General features: G+C 74.7%; 12 protein-coding genes and 1 riboswitch. Of the genes, 7 read left to right on the forward strand and 5 right to left on the reverse strand.

Going from position 1 to position 16,229, the window contains the following annotated elements; all coding sequences use genetic code 11:
- Window positions 1-129: 129 nt before the first annotated feature.
- Window positions 130-1,740, reverse strand: coding sequence for a cobyric acid synthase (locus tag ACZ45Z_RS21655; RefSeq protein ID WP_468364699.1), 1,611 nt, complete (start codon window positions 1,738-1,740; stop codon window positions 130-132).
- Window positions 1,737-2,828, reverse strand: coding sequence for a cobalamin biosynthesis protein (locus ACZ45Z_RS21660; RefSeq protein WP_468364702.1), 1,092 nt, complete (start codon window positions 2,826-2,828; stop codon window positions 1,737-1,739). Before ACZ45Z_RS21660 ends, ACZ45Z_RS21655 begins: the two co-directional genes overlap by 4 nt.
- A 110-nt stretch (window positions 2,829-2,938) precedes the next feature.
- A riboswitch (cobalamin riboswitch) is annotated at window positions 2,939-3,159 on the reverse strand.
- A 161-nt stretch (window positions 3,160-3,320) separates the two neighbouring features.
- Between ACZ45Z_RS21660 and ACZ45Z_RS21665 the strand changes: the two genes are divergently transcribed.
- Genes ACZ45Z_RS21665 through ACZ45Z_RS21675 form a run of 3 tightly spaced genes read left to right on the forward strand, consistent with a single transcriptional unit; the run spans window position 3,321 to window position 7,941 of the window.
- On the forward strand, window positions 3,321-3,800 hold the full coding sequence (locus ACZ45Z_RS21665) for a hypothetical protein (RefSeq protein ID WP_468364705.1): 480 nt from the start codon (window positions 3,321-3,323) through the stop codon (window positions 3,798-3,800).
- Window positions 3,801-3,805: 5 nt separating this feature from the next.
- Entirely contained in the window at window positions 3,806-6,544 is a 2,739-nt protein-coding gene (locus ACZ45Z_RS21670) for a caspase family protein (protein WP_468364707.1), read from the forward strand.
- Entirely contained in the window at window positions 6,541-7,941 is a 1,401-nt protein-coding gene (locus ACZ45Z_RS21675) for an extracellular solute-binding protein (protein ID WP_468364710.1), read from the forward strand. Before ACZ45Z_RS21670 ends, ACZ45Z_RS21675 begins: the two co-directional genes overlap by 4 nt.
- 67 nt (window positions 7,942-8,008) lie before the next feature.
- Here ACZ45Z_RS21675 and ACZ45Z_RS21680 read toward each other — a convergent pair whose 3' ends face one another.
- Together ACZ45Z_RS21680 and ACZ45Z_RS21685 are read right to left on the reverse strand one after the other, a co-directional pair.
- Entirely contained in the window at window positions 8,009-8,245 is a 237-nt protein-coding gene (locus ACZ45Z_RS21680; protein ID WP_468364712.1) for a hypothetical protein, read from the reverse strand.
- Window positions 8,246-8,267: 22 nt separating this feature from the next.
- Entirely contained in the window at window positions 8,268-9,539 is a 1,272-nt protein-coding gene (locus ACZ45Z_RS21685; RefSeq protein WP_468364714.1) for an inorganic phosphate transporter, read from the reverse strand.
- A 326-nt stretch (window positions 9,540-9,865) separates the two neighbouring features.
- Here ACZ45Z_RS21685 and ACZ45Z_RS21690 point away from each other — a divergent pair, with 326 nt between their 5' ends.
- The 3 genes from ACZ45Z_RS21690 (at window position 9,866) to ACZ45Z_RS21700 (ending at window position 13,496) form a co-directional block, all read left to right on the forward strand.
- Window positions 9,866-10,609 carry a class II aldolase/adducin family protein gene (locus ACZ45Z_RS21690; protein ID WP_468364717.1) on the forward strand — a complete coding sequence of 248 codons (744 nt, stop codon included), beginning with the start codon at window positions 9,866-9,868 and terminating at the stop codon, window positions 10,607-10,609.
- 70 nt (window positions 10,610-10,679) lie between these two features.
- Complete coding sequence (locus tag ACZ45Z_RS21695) at window positions 10,680-11,807, forward strand: alpha/beta hydrolase (protein ID WP_468364719.1); 1,128 nt, start codon at window positions 10,680-10,682, stop codon at window positions 11,805-11,807.
- A gap of 171 nt (window positions 11,808-11,978) precedes the next feature.
- Window positions 11,979-13,496 carry a hypothetical protein gene (locus tag ACZ45Z_RS21700; RefSeq protein ID WP_468364721.1) on the forward strand — a complete coding sequence of 506 codons (1,518 nt, stop codon included), beginning with the start codon at window positions 11,979-11,981 and terminating at the stop codon, window positions 13,494-13,496.
- Between the two features lie 73 nt (window positions 13,497-13,569).
- Here the strand turns inward: ACZ45Z_RS21700 and ACZ45Z_RS21705 are convergent, their stop codons facing one another.
- A complete protein-coding gene (locus tag ACZ45Z_RS21705; RefSeq protein WP_468364724.1) occupies window positions 13,570-13,983 on the reverse strand; it encodes a VOC family protein in 414 nt (137 codons plus the stop codon).
- Window positions 13,984-14,297: 314 nt separating this feature from the next.
- On the opposite strand from ACZ45Z_RS21705, the gene ACZ45Z_RS21710 reads away from it, so the two are divergent.
- Entirely contained in the window at window positions 14,298-15,896 is a 1,599-nt protein-coding gene (locus tag ACZ45Z_RS21710; RefSeq protein ID WP_468364727.1) for an ABC-F family ATP-binding cassette domain-containing protein, read from the forward strand.
- Window positions 15,897-16,229: the final 333 nt, after the last annotated feature.

Here is a 16,229-nt window from a genome sequence, read left to right on the forward strand (position 1 = left end):
GCGCCACACGCCCGCGCACGTGATCTGCCACCGCGGACCGAACCGCCGTGGCGCTGGTGCCCCCGCCCGCGCGGGGGTGATGCGTCCTTGCCCTGGGGGGTGTGCGCGCGGCGTCCCTCACGGCGCCCGTCACGGCGCCCCCGGAGGAACGAACGGCAGGCCCCGCGGCACCCCCTCCTCGATCAACCGCAGCAGCGCGTCGGTGTCCGCGTGCTCCTCGATCAGGTCGCCGAGCCGGTCGAGCTGCTCCTCGCGCAGCGCGGCGAAGCTGGTGTCCGGGGCGGGCACGAACGCCCGGCCGGCGTCCGCCGCGACCCGGCGCAGGAACGCCCGCCGGAAGCCGTCGCTCTCCAGCGAACCGTGCCAGTGCGTCCCCCACACCGAGCCGACCCGGCACCCGTCCGAACGATGCCCGGCAGCCGCGGAGATGAACGTCTCCCCGCCGCCCACCTCGGCCACCCCGTGGTGGATCTCGTACCCCTCCACCGGCTCGCCCAGCGCCCGGCCGACCGGCCGCGCCAGCGTCTTGTCGACCGCGAAGCGCACCCGTACGGGCAGCAGCCCCAGACCCGGCACCGCGCCCGCCCGCGACTCGACCTCGTCGTCGATGTGCTCGCCGAGCATCTGGTAACCGCCGCAGATGCCCAGCACCGGGCGGCCCTCGGCGGCCCGCCGCGCGATCGCGTCGGCCAGTCCGCGCTCGCGCAGCCACTGGAGCGCCCGGACCGTGCCGCGGGTGCCGGGCAGCACCACCAGGTCCGCGTCGGCCAGCTCCTCGGCCCGGTCCACGAAGCGCACCACCACGCCCGGTTCGGCGGCCAGCGCGTCCACGTCCGTGAAGTTGGACATCAGCGGCACCGCCGCGACCGCGACCCGCAGCACGTCCGCGCCGTGCGGCGGAGCCACCACGCTCTCGCGCACCGCGCCGCGCAACGACACCCGCAGCCCGTCCTCCTCGTCGATGCCCAGCCCGTGCGCGAACGGCAGGACACCGAAGGTGGGCCGCCCGGTGAGGGCGCGCAGCATCTCCAACCCGGGCTCCAGCAGCGTCACATCGCCCCGGAACTTGTTCACGACATATCCGGCGATCAGCGCCTGGTCCTCTTCCGACAGCAGCGCCGTGGTGCCGAAGAACGAGGCGAAGACCCCGCCGCGGTCGATGTCGCCGACCACGACGACGGGCAGCCGCGCGGCCCGCGCGATCCCCATGTTGACGATGTCGGTACGCCGCAGATTGATCTCCGCCGGGCTGCCCGCGCCCTCGCAGATCACCGCGTCGTGGGTGCGCCGCAGCTCCGCCAGGCAGTCCGTGACGGTGCCCAGCAACTGCTCGCGCCGGCCCGCGTAGAGCGTCCGGCCGCCCGCCGTGCCACCCTCGCTCCCGGCGTGCCCGAAATAGCCCTGGGCGCTCAGCTCGCCCACCGGCTTGCCCAGCAGCACCACCTGACTGCTGCGGTCGCTGCCCGGCTTGAGCAGGACCGGGTTCATCAGGGCGGTCGGCTCCACGCGCGCCGCGGCCGCCTGCATCGCCTGGGCCCGTCCGATCTCCGCGCCCTCGCGCGTCACGAACGAGTTCAGCGACATGTTCTGGGCCTTGAACGGCGCCACGCGGACACCCTGCCGGGCCAGCCAGCGGCAGATGCCCGCGGTGACCACGCTCTTGCCCGCGTCGGACGTCGTACCGGCCACCAGCAGGCCACCGCCGACGCCCCCACCGGGCGCCCGGAACGCTCTGTTCACCAGGTCCTCCTCATGAGCCGGGACGGTCGGCCGGTCGTGCCCCGTGCCGTGAACCGGGCGGCCAGGCGCGCCGCCGGTCCCACCGCGCGCCCCGCCGTACGCGCCGCGTCCGCCGCCCGCCGCCGCGCCGCCGCCGAGCGCGCCGCGCCCACCGCCAGCCGCCCCGCGACGGTCGTCGCCAGCGCCAGCGCGCTGACCCGGCGCGAGAGCCGGACCGCCCGCTCGATGTCGGCGACCGCGACCGGCGGCGCGCCGCCGTTGAGCACCGGCCGGTGCTCGACCCGCCCGCCGTACGCCAGCGTGCCGCCCAGCCGGATGCCCAGGGCGCCCGCGAACGACGCCTCCACCGGGCCCGCGTTGGGGCTCGGGTGCGCGCCGCCGTCGGCCCGCCAGGCCCGCAGCGCGCCGCGCCGGTCGTCGGCCGCCAGCACCGTCAGCGCGGCGGTCAGCCGGGAGCCGGGCCAGCCCGCCACGTCGTCCAGCCGGGCCGCGGCCCAGCCGAACCGGCGGTAGCGCGGCGACTTGTGGCCCACCATGGCGTCCAGGGTGTTCACGGCCCGGAACGCCACCAGTCCGGGTACGCCGCCCAGCGCGCCCCACACCAGCGCGCCCACGACCGCGTCCGAGGTGTTCTCCGCGACCGACTCGACCACCGCCCGGGCCATCTGCGGCCCGTCCAGCGCCTGCGGGTCGCGTCCGCACAAATGGGGCAGCCGCTCCCGGGCCACCTCCAGGTCACCGGCCGTCAGGGCGCCGCCGACGGCCCGCGCCTCGCGGCCGAGCGAGGTGCCGCCCAGCACCGCCCAGACGGTCGCCGCGGTCAGGGCGACCCCGGCGGTGCGACAGGTGGGGGAGGCACCGCGTACGGCGCGGTCGGCCAGCGCGGCGGCGGCGGCCGCGCCCCCCGCGCACACCAGGGCGTGGGCCGTACCGTAACCGCGGTGATCGCGCCACAGCCCGCGCTCCACGGCGCCCGCCGCCCGGCCGAACGCGGCGACCGGATGCCCGCGCCGGGGATCGGCCGCGATCAGGTCGCCGAGAAAGCCGAGGGCCGCGCCGCACGCGTACGTGACGTGTTCGGCACGCATCCGATCAGACCGCCGTCAGCCCTCGAAGGGATGCTGCGACGGCGCTCAGGGTGGCTCTCGAACTGCTGCCGGGCATGGCGGTATGTCCTCACTCAGGGTCCGCGCCCTGGCTCGACGTGACGGCGACGAGAGTCTCCTGGCTCCCCGGATCGGCGTTTCCCCCGGCCTTCCAGTCCGTACGCACGCGACCTGACGGGCGTGCGCGAGGCGGGCCGTGACCTTCTGTGGAGGAACGCTCCCCGGTGACAGTGGCGGGACCGCGCCGGATTCTCACCGGACTTCCTCATCTGTCGCCGAATGGCTCCGGCAGTCCACCACGGCCCGCGAATGCCCGTCAACTTCCCGCTTGACCTGCGACGCTGCCGTCCGGCACGGGTTGTGGCGCACGCCACAGCGTGGTCCGTACGTCACGGACGGTTGCCCGCGCACCTGATTCCACGTCACTATCTGGGGGCACGGCGGGCGATGATGCCGCCGGAAGGGGGCCGGGGGATGCCGCACAGCGCTGACCGTCAAGAGATCCGCATCCGGATCACGGGTACGCACAATCCGCACCAGGACATCGAAGACCTCAAGGCGTGGCTGGAGCGCGAGCCCTGGCTGAGCGACCAGCCGCACGACTGGGCCCTGCGGCCGCGCCCGGCCGGCCAGGACGCCGGCCCGGACGAACCGGACCTCGGCGACATGGCCGTGGGGGTGGACGACCTGGTCCTCGTCATCGTCGGCGCGTTCGCCGCCGAACTCGCCAAGGGCCTGGGCATCGCCCTGCGGGAGTGGCTGCGCCGGCGCAAGGACGAACGCGCGGCGGGCGAGGAGCCCGCCGTGGCCGTCGGCGGCGATGACGGTCTGACCGCCCTCGACGAGGGGCCCGTGGGCACCGATCCCGCCGGGCCCGGACCCGGCAGCCCCGACCCCGGCACCTCCGATCCCGGCAGGCCCGCGAACGAGGGTGGCAGCACCCGCGAGGGCTGAGCCGGATGTCCGAATACGACGCACGGGGCAAGACCAACCGGGCGCTGCTGATCTGTGTCAGCGACTACCGCAACCTGCCCGCCCTGCCCGCGGTGGAGGACAACGCCGAGGAGCTCAAACGCGTCCTGGTCGACCCCGCCACCGACCTGTTCACCGAGGACGAGGTCGTCATCTGCCGGCCCCAGGAGCCGTGGGAGGTCGAGCAGGCGCTGGACGCCGTCGCCGGCGAGGCGCGCGGCCTGCTGCTGGTGTACTTCTCCGGCCACGGGCTGGTCGGCCGCGACGGCGGCGACCTGCAACTGCTGGTCGGCGCCTCGGAGACCCGGCAGCGCCACAAGACCGTCTCCTGGCAGGGCATGGTGCTGTCCTACCTCGACAACGCGCGCGCCGACCGGATCGTGATCGTCCTGGAGTGCTGCTACTCCGGAAACGCCGACGAGACCTTCCACTCCCGCCGCAAACCCATGTCGCTGCTGATGGCCGCCCAGCCCAACCGCCGCATCTTCAGCGGCGACGAACCGGCCGGCGGCAGCCTCTTCACCCGCGCCGCCGTGGAAATCCTGGAAACCGGCATACCGGGCAAGCAGTTCGTCACCTTCGAGGACCTCGTCCGCGCGCTGCGCGAACGGCTCGCCCACGAGCGGACCCCCATGGGCGACGTGTGGGAGCCGCGCTCCGCCAAGCAGAACACCGTCGACGACGTCGTCCTCTCCTTCGCCACGCCCGGCACCCGGCCGCCCACCCCGCTGCGCGTCCGCCTGCGCCGCCGCCTCAACCCCCACGCCCCCCGCCGCCGGAAGCGGCCCGTCCCCCGCCCGCTGAAAGTCCTGACCGCCCTGGCGGCCGTCCTCGGGCTGACCGCCGGCGGCCTCGTCGCCCTGGACGCTCTGCGGGCGGAGCGGGACTGCCCGCCCGCCCTGGAATTACGGCTGCTCACCGCCCCAGAGGCCGAACCCGCCCTGCGCCGGGCCGCCTTCGCCTACGAGATGTCCGCCCGCAACACCCAGCCGCTCGACGGCGAGGACGACCTGCCCGAGGGCTGCCGGCGGGCCCAGATCACCGTCTACTCCGCCGCCAAGGACGAGGTCGACCAGGGCTTCGCCGCCGCCGACCGCTGGCAGGGCGCGGCCCACGGCGCCGGCGGGCCGGCCAAGGACGCCAAGGGTGCCAAGGGCGCCGACGACCCGCTCCACCGGCCCGGCCCGCAACCGGACCTGTGGATCCCCGAATCGACCGCCGACTACGAGGAAGCCCGCCGCGGCATGCCCGCCGGCGGCTCCCCGGCGGCCCTGCACAACACCGGCCCGGTCGCCTACACCCCGCTCGTCGTCGGCATCCCGGCCGACCGGCGCCTGGACGACGTCGAACAGGTCGGCGCCTCCTGGCGGGAACTGCTCAGCGGCACCGACAGCGACCACCGCGGCCTCAAACTCCTGCGCCCCAGCCCCGTCCTGTCCGGCACCGGCCTGCTGCACACCATCGGCCTCTACCTCGCCAACGACGGCACCCGGATCGGCCCGGCGGGCACCCCCGACCCCTCCCTCGCCCAGGACGCCGAACGCCGGCTGTCCGCCCCCGGCAGCCAGTACGCCGGCAGCACCGAGCTGTTGTGCTCACTGCGCCCGGGACCGGGCCGGCCCGGCACCGCGGCCGGCACCGGGCAGGCCGCCCGCTCGGCGCCCCTGGTCTCGGAGAAGTCCCTCGCCGACTTCAACCTCGGCCGCGCCATCGGCAGTTGCCCGGCCCTGAACGCCCCGCTCGCCCCCGGCGACCGGTACGCCGCCTACTACCCCAAGAACGTCCCGGCGCTCGACCACCCCCTGATCCGCGTCGACTGGCAGGGCGCCGCGGACGCCGTCCCCCGGCGGGCCGCGGCCGACAGCTTCGGCCGGTGGCTGCGCGACCCGGCGGGCGGCCTGCCCCTGATGAGCGCGCAGGGCTACCGCGCGGTGCCCGGCACGGACGGCACGGTGCCCGCGCCGTCGCCCGGCTCGCCGCTGCTCGACCACCGCGCCGACACCGACCTCGGCGCGCCCGCCACCGCGTTCACCGGCGGCGGGGACCAGGTGGCCCGCGTCCGGGACGGCTACGACAAGGCCCAGCGCCCCAGCCGGCTGCTGATCCTCTTCGACACCTCCACCTCCATGGCCGACGGCGGCAAGCTCCCCCTCGCCCTCAGCGCGGCCGGCCGGGCGCTGGAAATGGTGGGCGCCCACCACACGTACGGCCTGTGGACCTTCCCCGACCGCGCGCACCCGGCGGACCCGGGCGCGGTCCGCCGCGTCGTCCCGCTCGGCAGCGCCGACCCGGCGGCGGGCAAGGCGGCGCTGGAGCGCATCGCGAAGGGCGAACTGGTCGACCACGGCGCCGCGATGGAAGAGGCCCTGACCGCCGCCGTCCGCGAGATGAGGAAGTCCACCGGCACCAACAACGCCATCGTGCTCGTCCTCGACGAGGACGACGGCGGGCCGCGGCGCGCGGCCGGCGTCGAGCGGACCCTGAACGCCCTGTTGAAGGAGGGCCCTCAGGTACCCGTGCTGATGCTCGTGATGGGCAGATCCGGCTGCGACTCCTTCACCCTCCAGGGCCTCGCCGGCGCCTCCCGGGGCCAGTGCGTGCCCGGCGGCCCGGACGCCCCGGACCTGCTGGCCGGGCTGGTCGCCTCCATCGGGACGGCGGGGAACACCTCGGCGGGCGCGGCGGCGCACACGGCGGGGAACACGTCCGGAAAGGAGAGCCCATGAGCGCCGCGCGCACCGCCGCGCCCGCCGCCCTGGCGGCCCTGGCACTGCTGGCCGCGGTGAGCGGCTGCACGCCGGGACCGGGGCCCGGGCCCGAGAAGGGCGCGATCGTCCTGGCCACCGGCAGCGATCTCAGCAGCTCCGGCGTCCGCCAGGACCTCATCCGCGCCTGGGAGCGGCGCACCGGCCGCACCGTCCGCATCGTCCGCCTCCCCGACACCGCCGACGGCCAGCGCAGCCAGTTGCTGGCGGCCGGCCAGTCCGGCAACAGCGGCTACGACGTGCTCAACCTCGACGTGGCCTGGACCGCGGAGTTCGCCGAGGCGGGCGTCATCAGGCCCTGGGGCACGCACCTGGACGGCGACTTCCTCGACAGCGTCGTCAAGACGGCCGAGCACCAGGGCAAGGTGTGGGCGGTGCCCTTCAACACCGACGCCGGGCTGCTCTACTACCGCAAGGACATCCTCCACGACTACGGCTACGACGAGCCCCCCGCCAACTGGGGCGAGCTGAAGAACATCGCCGTCCAGGTCGCGGACGCCTACAACCGCGCGGCGGCGAAGAAGGCGAAAGACACCGAGGGCGACAAGGACGCGAAGGACACGCCCAGGATGTACGGCATGGTCGCCCAGTTGCGCCCCTACGAAGGGCTGACCGTCAACACCCTGGAATCGGCCTGGGCCAACGGCGGCGACCCGGACGCGCCCGGCTTCACCAAGGGCGAGCAGGTCGGCGCGCTCCAGCAGGGCGTGGCCGACGTCAAGGACCGGCTCGATTCGATCATGCCGCACGAGGCCACCGCGATGGACGAGACCGAGAGCCGCCGCTGGTTCGCCGACGGCCGGGCCCTGTTCATGCGCAACTGGCCGGTCGAATACGCCTCGGTCGCCGAGAAGCTCCGGCCCGGCGTCGAGTTCGACGTCGCCGAACTGCCGGGCCGGCCCACCGACGGCAAACGGATCTCCGTCCTGGGCGGCCAGAACCTCGCCATCTCCGCCGACAGCACCCACCCCGAGGGCGCCCGCCGGCTGATCGAGGCCCTGACCGGCCCGGCCGGTGAGCGCTGCCTGCTGGAGAGGGGCTTCGCCGCGACCCGCGACTCGGCCTACCGGGACGCCGGCCAGGCGCCGGACTGCCCGCTGCCGCCCGGCGACGCCGAGCGCGCGGAGCACGGCGCCACGCGGCAGCCGGCGCGGCGGCCCGACCAGGAGCCGCCGTACACCCGGACGCTGTACGCGGCGCTGCGGGCGGCCGCGCCACGTCCGCGCAGCGCCCACTACCAGACGTTCAGCAAGGTGGTGCAGATCCGGGTCTCGGAATACCTGGGCAGTCGCGGCGGCACCGCCATCGCCGACGCCCTGGCGCGGGAAGCGGACGAGGCGCTCAGCGGCCGCGGCTGATGCCGCGGTCCGCCGAACGCCTCGTCCGAGGTTCCCGCCTGGTCCGTCCGCCGTCGCCGGCGGACGGTCAGCCGGCGACGATCAGGTAGATGCCGTACGCCACCGCCGCCGCGCACAGCGCGAAGGCGGCCACCGCGCCGGTCCGCGCCCCCGCACCCGGCGCGCCGGCCACGGCCGCCTCGCCTTCCTGGCGCGGCTTGCGGGACGTACCGACGATGCCGACGGTGAACAGGCCCACGATCCCGACGGTCACCACGAGGCTGACGCCGAAGACCTGGCCGAGAGCTGCCCAGTCGATGTGCATGGGGTTCCTTAGGTGAGGGCTGCTAGCTGGTGGCCGTCGCGGGCGCGGCCCGCCGGGTGGTCGGAGAGGCCGTGGCGGCGGGCGCCGCGGGCTCGTCGGCGGCCGGCTCGTCGGCCGGGGCGGCCACCGCACCCGCCGGGGGCGGGGAGACGGTGCGCAGCGCGGCGGTCACGACACCCACCGGCTCCGCCGGGATTTCGTTGACGTTGGTGTGGTCGATCGGCTTGCGCCGGGAGGCGGCCCAGATGGCGCCGCAGACGCCGAGTCCGAGGACGGCGACGGCGGCCACGCCCCAGTCGCCGCGCCCGGCCAGGAACGCGGCGCCGGCCGCGACCAGACCGGCGGCCGGCAGGGTCAGGCCCCAGGCGAGGACCATCCGGCCGGCCGTGGACCAGCGGACCACGCCGCCCTTGCGGCCCAGCCCCGAGCCCATGACGGAGCCGGAGCAGACCTGGGTGGTGGAGAGCGCGAAGCCGAGGTGGGAGGAGGCCAGGATGGTGGCCGCGGCGCCGGTCTGGGCGGCGAAGCCCTGCGGCGGCTGGATGTCGGTGATGCCCTTGCCCATCGTGCGGATGATCCGCCAGCCGCCCAGGTACGTGCCGAGCGCGATGGCGACACCGGCCGAGGCGATGACCCACATCGGCGGGTCGGCGTGCGGGGCGATCACACCGCCGGTGATCAGCGCGAGGGTGATCACACCCATCGTCTTCTGGGCGTCGTTGGTGCCGTGGGCGAGCGAGACCAGGGCGGCCGAGGCGATCTGGCCGGCGCGGTAGCCCTTGGCGGTGTCGGTCTCGTCGCGGCCCCGGGACAGCCGGTAGGTGAGCCGGGTCGCGGCCGTCGCGGCCAGACCCGCCACGACCGGCGCGGCCACGGCCGGGATGAGGACCTTCATCACGACGGCGTCGCCGTGCACGCCGTTGGTGCCCACGGACACCAGGGTGGCACCGATCAGACCGCCGAAGAGGGCGTGGGAGGAACTGGAGGGGAGCCCGGCGAGCCAGGTCAGGAGGTTCCAGACGATCGCGCCGACCAGGCCGGCGAAGATCACTTCAGGTCTGATGCCGGCGGCCTCGTCGATGATTCCGCCGGAGATGGTCTTGGCGACCTCCACCGACAGGAAAGCCCCGACGAGGTTGAGCACCGCTGACATCGCCACCGCGGTCTTGGGCTTGAGTGCCCCGGTGGAAATGGTGGTGGCCATTGCGTTGGCCGTGTCGTGGAAGCCGTTCGTAAAGTCGAACACCAAGGCCGTGACGATCACGATCCCGATGAGAAGCGTGATGTGTTCCATTCACCCAGGCAATCAGCTCGATGGTCAGTGACGCTCGGAAACGTACGGAGGGTGGGTGAACGGAAAGTGAACTGGGGCGGGCGTCGTGGTGACGCCCCCGCATTGTTCACGCGGAGGCGTCCACGGCGTCACTTCCGTATCACCTCGCGGCGACCTTCGTGCGCTCGCCGGCGCACCGCATTGTGCCCTACGGGAGGCCGGTCGGCCGGGCGGCGCCGCCGAGGGGTGCCCCGTCCGGCGCACCCCGCCCGGCCTGCCCGTACGGTGACGCGTGCCGTATCCACGTGCCGTATCCACACAGCGCCCGCACCGTGCCGGAGGACACCATGAACGACCAGCCGGACTCCTCTGAACAGCCCGGACCGCACCGGCCCGGGCCGCCCGCCGGACCGCCCGCCGCGGACCGCCTCGCCGCCGCCTGGGACGAACTGGTCGCCACCGCCCGCCGCACGGTCACCGACGGCCTGGTCGTCGGCACCTCCGGCAACGTCTCGGTCCGCGTCGGCGATCTGGTGCTGGTCACCCCCACCGGCGTCGCCTACGACCGGCTCGGACCGGCCGACCTCACCGCCGTCGACCTCGACGGCCACCAGGTCACCGGCGACCTGCGGCCGACCAGCGAGCTGCCCATGCACCTGGCCGTCTACCGCGCCACCGAGGCCACCGCCGTCGTCCACACCCACGCCCCGCACGCCACCGCCGTCTCCACCCTGGTGGACGAGCTGCCGCCGGTCCACTACATGACCGCGGCACTCGGCGGGCCGGTCCGCGTCGCCCCCTACGCGCCCTACGGCAGCGACGAGCTGGCCGCCCACCTGCTCGCCGCGCTGCGCGACCGCACCGGCTGCCTGCTGCGCAACCACGGCACCACCGTCCACGGCGACAGCCTCGGCCAGGCGCTGGACCGCACCGCCCAGCTCGAGTGGATGTGCCGGGTCTGGCTGCTGGCCCGCTCCGTACCCGGCCTGGAGCCCGCCGTGCTGACCGCCGGACAGCTCGACGAGGCCGGCGCCCGACTGCGCGGCTACGGCCAGCCCGGGGAGCGCCGGGCCCCGGAGCGCCGGGGCTGACCCCCCGCCGCCGTCACCCGCCCGCCGCCGCCCACTGGCCCGGCGCGCTCTCGGTCCCCACACTGAGAAGGTGCGCCTGGGTACTGCGGCGGCGTTCGCCGCCATCACCGTGATCGGTGCCGGGGCGGCCGCGGTGGCGGTCGGCCGGTACGCCAGCGATATTGCCCTCAAACCGTCGCCCGACCACCCCTTGCCGGGCGACCCTCCGCTGACGGTGCATGCCGCCACGGAGGAGCTGGTCACCCTCACCCGCAGCCTCGCGTCCCTGCGGCCCGGCCGCTACGGGCTCACCGGCGGCGGCTGCCACGCGGTGGTCGGCCCCGTCGTCGAGGGCACCCCGCACCCGGCCGACACCGTCGTCCGCCGCCTGGAACGGGTCAACCGCGGCGTCCTGACCCCCGGCGTCCGGATGCGCCTGACCCCGCAGGTGCACGCCGGCAACCCCCGCGACGCCCTGGGCCTGGACTTCACCGACGTCGAGATCCCCGGCGAACTGGGCCCGCTCCCCGCCTGGTTCGTCCCCGGCGTCCGCGACACCTGGGTCATCGCCGCGCACGGCCTGGGCACCACCCGGGAACACCCGATGGTGATCCTGCCGGTCCTGCACCGCCACCAGTTGCCGGTCCTCGACCTGGCCTACCGCAACGACCCCGGCGCCCCGCGCACCACCGACGGCATCAACCACCTCGGCGACGCGGAATGGCGCGACCTGGACGCCGCGATGCGCTACGCCTTCCGCTACGGCGCCCGCGACGTGATCCTCTACGGCTGGTCCACCGGCGCGACCATGGCGCTGCGCGCCGCGACCCGCTCCGCGCTGCGCGACCGGATCAGCGGACTCGTCCTGGACTCCCCGCTCCTGGACCGGCACACGACGGTGCGGGCGCTGGCCACCGCCCGACGGGTCCCCCGCGCCCTGCTGCCGCTGGCCGTCCGCGCCGCCGAGGGCGCCACCGGGCTGCCGCTGCACCGCCCGGCCGACGCCGTCGACCCCGCGGAGCTGACCGCCCCCACCCTGCTCTTCCACGGCCCGGACGACACCCTCGCCCCCTGGGCCGCCTCCCGCTCCTTCGCCGCCAGCCGCGCCGACCTGGTCACCCTCCAGGCCGTCCCGCACGCCCCGCACGCCGCGATGTGGAACGCCGACCCCGACAGCTACGAAGAGGCCCTGCGCCGCTTCCTGACCCCGCTCCTGTGAGCCGGACCGCCGGCGCCCCCGCCCGGCGGGTCCCAACGCCCCGGTGACGCGGGGACGTACGGGAGGACAACTCCCCACATCTTGGATGGCGCGCCGGGGCGGCACAGCCCGCGCACCGCACCGGCCCGGTTCCGATTGGGCTTTCGGGCCGTCAACGGCAACACTGCTCCTGTGACGTCCCGTACCCCGCGCGACTCCCGACTCCGTCTCGTCCCCCACCGGCCGATCGCGGCCGCCCGCCGGGCGGTGAGCACCCGGTCCGCCCGGCCGGCGCCCCGCCCTCCCGAGGGCACCCCGCCGCCCGCCGAACTGGCCCGGCAGGCCCGCGCCGTCCTGTCCGGTGCGGCCGGCCTGGCCCGCTGGGCCGACGGCGCCGGCGGCGCCGGAGCGGGCCTGCGGGCCGGACCGGACGGCGCGCTGCCCGAGGCCGCCGTCGAACGGGCCGCCCACGATCTGAGGCTGACGCCGCGGCAGGTCCGCGCCGACTGGGACCGGGCCAGGCTCGCCGGACTCATCGAACTCCACGGCGGCGTGGCCCGCCCCGGCTGGCGGCTGCGCGCCTGGGACCGCGACGACACGGCCGCGCTGCGCGGCTGGGTCGCGCTCTTCGACGCCTGGTCGCTGGCGCTGCCCACCCCGCCCGGTGCCGGCCCCGCCATCGTCGCCGAAGTCGTCGAGGCCGTACCGCAGTTGCTGTCCCTGCTGCATCTGTCGGCCGGTCCGGTCCGGCTGCCGGTCCTGCTCGACATGCTCGACCAGCGCGTCGCCGAACTGCGGACCGAACGCTGCGAGGTGCCCTACGGCCAGGACCCGGCCCCCGGCCGTACGCCGCAGCCGCCCGGCCCCCGGCCGCTCGTGCCCGCCCCGCGCGGCGCGGACCCCGGTACGGACACCGGTACGGACCCCGGCCCGGCCGACGGCACCGCGGGCACCTCGCTCGCCGAGCTGCTGGACTGGGCCCTGGACGCCCTCACCGCGGTCGGCGCGCTGGTCGCCCCGGACGCCGGCTCGGACGCCGTACCCGAACGGACCGACGGCCGCGAGGCGTTGCTGACACCGCTCGGCAACTGGTCGGTGTGGGTCAAGCTGGAGCAGATCTGCGTGGCGGCGCAGAGCCCGGCGGGCCACATCGAACAGTCCGCGGAAGCCATGCTGCGCGGCTGCGCCCGGCTCACCCCCGGCCCGGCGCGCACCGAATACCGCGCCTGGCTCGCGGCGCGCTCCGTCGGCGCGGCCGTCGAGGAACTGCTGACCGTGGCCCGCGGCCAGGACGCGTTGCTGCGCGGGCTGGCCTTCGAGGCGCTGCGCGCGGTCGGCGCGCCCGCCGAGCCCGCCGTGCGCGCCGCGGCCGACGAGCCGGGACTGCGGCCGTACGCCCTGCTGTGGCTGGTCGAACACGAGGGCGGCGACCCGGAGACCGCGCCCGACGTGCTCACCCGCGAGGAGTCGACGTGGCTGTGGGTGGACACCGCGGCCGCCGTCGCCGACCACGGAGAGACCCAGTTGCTGGTGCGTCACCTGGACTCGGCGGTCCAGGGTTCGGTGCCGCGGCTCCTGGAGGAGGTGCGCGCCGTCGGCCATCCGCGCACCGTGCAGGTGCTGGTCGCGCTGGCCGCGGCCCACCCCGACCCGGCGCTCGCCAAGGCCGTGCGCCGCGCGGCGTTCCAGGTGCACACCGGCGGCGCCTGACGCCTCGTCACGCGGCGGCGGGGGCCCGGCGGCACGCGCCGCCGGGCGTCCGGTCCGGGCCCGGGCGGCCGCCTCAGGCCGAGGCGCCCGGCACGTACGTCCCGAAGCTCCAGATGTTGCCCTCGCCGTCCCGCGCCATGTAGTCGCGCGAGCCGTAGTCCTGGTCCTTGGGCGGCATGAGGATCTCCGCGCCGGCCGCCTCGGCCCGCCGGAAGTGCGCGTCGGTGTCCTTGACGACGACGTAGACGCCGGCCGGCCCGCCGTCGCCCATCGCCGTGGCGAACACGCCGCCGTGCCCCTTGGAGCCCAGCATCACCTTGCCGTTGCCGTACGACAGCTCGGCGTGCAGTACGGAGCCGCCCTCGCCCTCGTACACCGCGTCCTGCCGGAAACCGAAGGCTTCGGTCAACAGCCGGATCGCGGCCTGGGCGTCGCGGTAGAGGAGCGTCGGGTAGATCGTCGGCGCACCTGTGCTCGCGGTGGTCATACGCTTCACCGTCCCTGCGGAGAGATCCCCCGTCGTTGTGGTCCGAGACCCCCGTCACAGTTTCCCCGCCGCCGCCCCCGATGCCCCGCAACCGGCCCGCGCGGGCCCACCGGCCGCGGGCCGAACGGGGGACGGACCGCGTCGTCGCCGGTCAGCCCGCCGGTCCGCGCCGTGGGCGACCCGCCCGGGAAAAGTGCTTGCCCCTGCCCGCTAGACTGCCTGTATGGCAGTTCTCCTTTGGGTTCATTAGACGGCGCAGACCGCTCTCGGACCGTCCGTCCAACCCGCCGTCTTCCCTGCCCTGGAGTTTTTCCGTGATCACCGCCTCCGGCCTAGAGCTGCGCGCCGGCGCCCGCATTCTCATCGAATCCGCTTCCTTCCGTATCGCCAAGGGCGACCGCATCGGCCTGGTGGGCCGCAACGGCGCCGGCAAGACCACCCTCACCAAGGTGCTCGCCGGGGAGGGCATCCCGGCCGCCGGCACGGTCACCCGCTCCGGCGAGGTCGGCTATCTGCCGCAGGACCCGCGCACCGGCGACCTCGACGTGCTGGCCCGCGACCGCATCCTCTCCGCCCGCGATCTGGACTCCGTCCTGCGCAAGATGCGCGAGAACGAGGACCGGATGGCCAACGGCTCGGGCGCCACCCGCGAAAAGGCGATGAAGAAGTACGAGCGCCTGGAGACGGAGTTCCTGACCAAGGGCGGCTATGCCGCCGAGGCGGAGGCCGCCACCATCGCGGCCAGCCTCCAGTTGCCCGACCGCATCCTCGCCCAACCGCTGCACACCCTCTCCGGTGGCCAGCGCCGCCGCGTCGAGCTGGCCCGGATCCTGTTCTCGGACTCCGACACCCTGCTGCTCGACGAGCCGACCAACCACCTCGACGCCGACTCCATCGTCTGGCTGCGCGACTACCTCAAGACCTACCGCGGTGGTTTCATCGTCATCTCCCACGACGTCGACCTGGTCGAGACCGTCGTGAACAAGGTGTTCTATCTCGACGCCAACCGCGCGCAGATCGACATCTACAACATGGGCTGGAAGCTCTACCAGCAGCAGCGCGAGGCCGACGAGAAGCGCCGCAAGCGCGAGCGGGCCAACGCCGAGAAGAAGGCCGCGGCGCTCAACTCCCAGGCCGACAAGATGCGGGCCAAGGCCACCAAGACCGTCGCCGCGCAGAACATGGCCAAGCGCGCCGACAAGCTGCTGGCCGGGCTGGACGCGGTGCGCGCCTCCGACAAGGTCGCCAAGCTGCGCTTCCCCGACCCGGCGCCGTGCGGCAAGACGCCGCTGACCGCCGAGGGCCTGTCGAAGTCCTACGGCTCGCTGGAGATCTTCACCGACGTCGACCTGGCCATCGACAAGGGCTCCCGGGTCGTCATCCTGGGCCTCAACGGCGCCGGCAAGACCACCCTGCTGCGGCTGCTCGCGGGCGTCGAGACGCCGGACACCGGCGAGGTCCGCCCCGGGCACGGCCTCAAGCTCGGCTACTACGCCCAGGAGCACGAGACGCTGGACCCGGACCGCACGGTCCTGGAGAACATGCGCTCGGCCGCCCCGGACATGGACCTGGTCGCCATCCGCAAGACGCTGGGCTCCTTCCTGTTCTCGGGCGATGACGTCGACAAGCCCGCCGGGGTCCTCTCCGGCGGCGAGAAGACCCGTCTGGCGCTGGCCACCCTGGTCGTCTCCTCCGCCAACGTCCTGCTGCTGGACGAGCCGACGAACAACCTCGACCCGGCCAGCCGCGAGGAGATCCTCGGCGCGCTGCACACCTTCACCGGTGCGGTGGTCCTGGTCTCGCACGACGAGGGCGCGGTGGACGCGCTGGAGCCGGAGCGGATCATCCTGCTGCCCGACGGCGTCGAGGACCTGTGGGGCCAGGACTACGCGGATCTGGTCGCGCTGGCCTGATCAGGCCGGCTTCCCCGGACCGCCGATCACCGGCTTCCGGGCACCCGCTCCGGCCTCGAGGAGTGGGGACGGGGCTCGCTGATCAAGGGGCTCTGGATCATTCGGCCGACGCGTGATCCATCATCTGAGTGAGAACGGCTCGTACACCGGCGAGCCTGCGGCGCACGGCCGGGCCCCTTGGGCCCGGCCTTCGCCTTTTCGGTCGCATACCCCCTGACCTGCCACTTCTCGACGAATAGGGGACCTTTCCGGCTCACGCGTCGTCCGGAATGAGTGATTCCTGGTGTCCTCACCGCCCGCCGCGGGCCGAAGGATGTCGTAGAGACCTTGCGG

The sequence above is a fragment of the Streptomyces sp. NPDC031210 genome (assembly GCF_055570395.1).

Coding starts and splice junctions, on each gene's coding strand:
- ACZ45Z_RS21660 (WP_468364702.1), bottom strand. CDS start 2,828: ATGCGTGCCGAACACGTCACGTACGCGTGCGGCGCGGCCCTCGGCTTT.
- ACZ45Z_RS21675 (WP_468364710.1), top strand. CDS start 6,541: ATGAGCGCCGCGCGCACCGCCGCGCCCGCCGCCCTGGCGGCCCTGGCA.
- ACZ45Z_RS21665 (WP_468364705.1), top strand. CDS start 3,321: ATGCCGCACAGCGCTGACCGTCAAGAGATCCGCATCCGGATCACGGGT.
- ACZ45Z_RS21705 (WP_468364724.1), bottom strand. CDS start 13,983: ATGACCACCGCGAGCACAGGTGCGCCGACGATCTACCCGACGCTCCTC.
- ACZ45Z_RS21685 (WP_468364714.1), bottom strand. CDS start 9,539: ATGGAACACATCACGCTTCTCATCGGGATCGTGATCGTCACGGCCTTG.
- ACZ45Z_RS21690 (WP_468364717.1), top strand. CDS start 9,866: ATGAACGACCAGCCGGACTCCTCTGAACAGCCCGGACCGCACCGGCCC.
- ACZ45Z_RS21680 (WP_468364712.1), bottom strand. CDS start 8,245: ATGCACATCGACTGGGCAGCTCTCGGCCAGGTCTTCGGCGTCAGCCTC.
- ACZ45Z_RS21670 (WP_468364707.1), top strand. CDS start 3,806: ATGTCCGAATACGACGCACGGGGCAAGACCAACCGGGCGCTGCTGATC.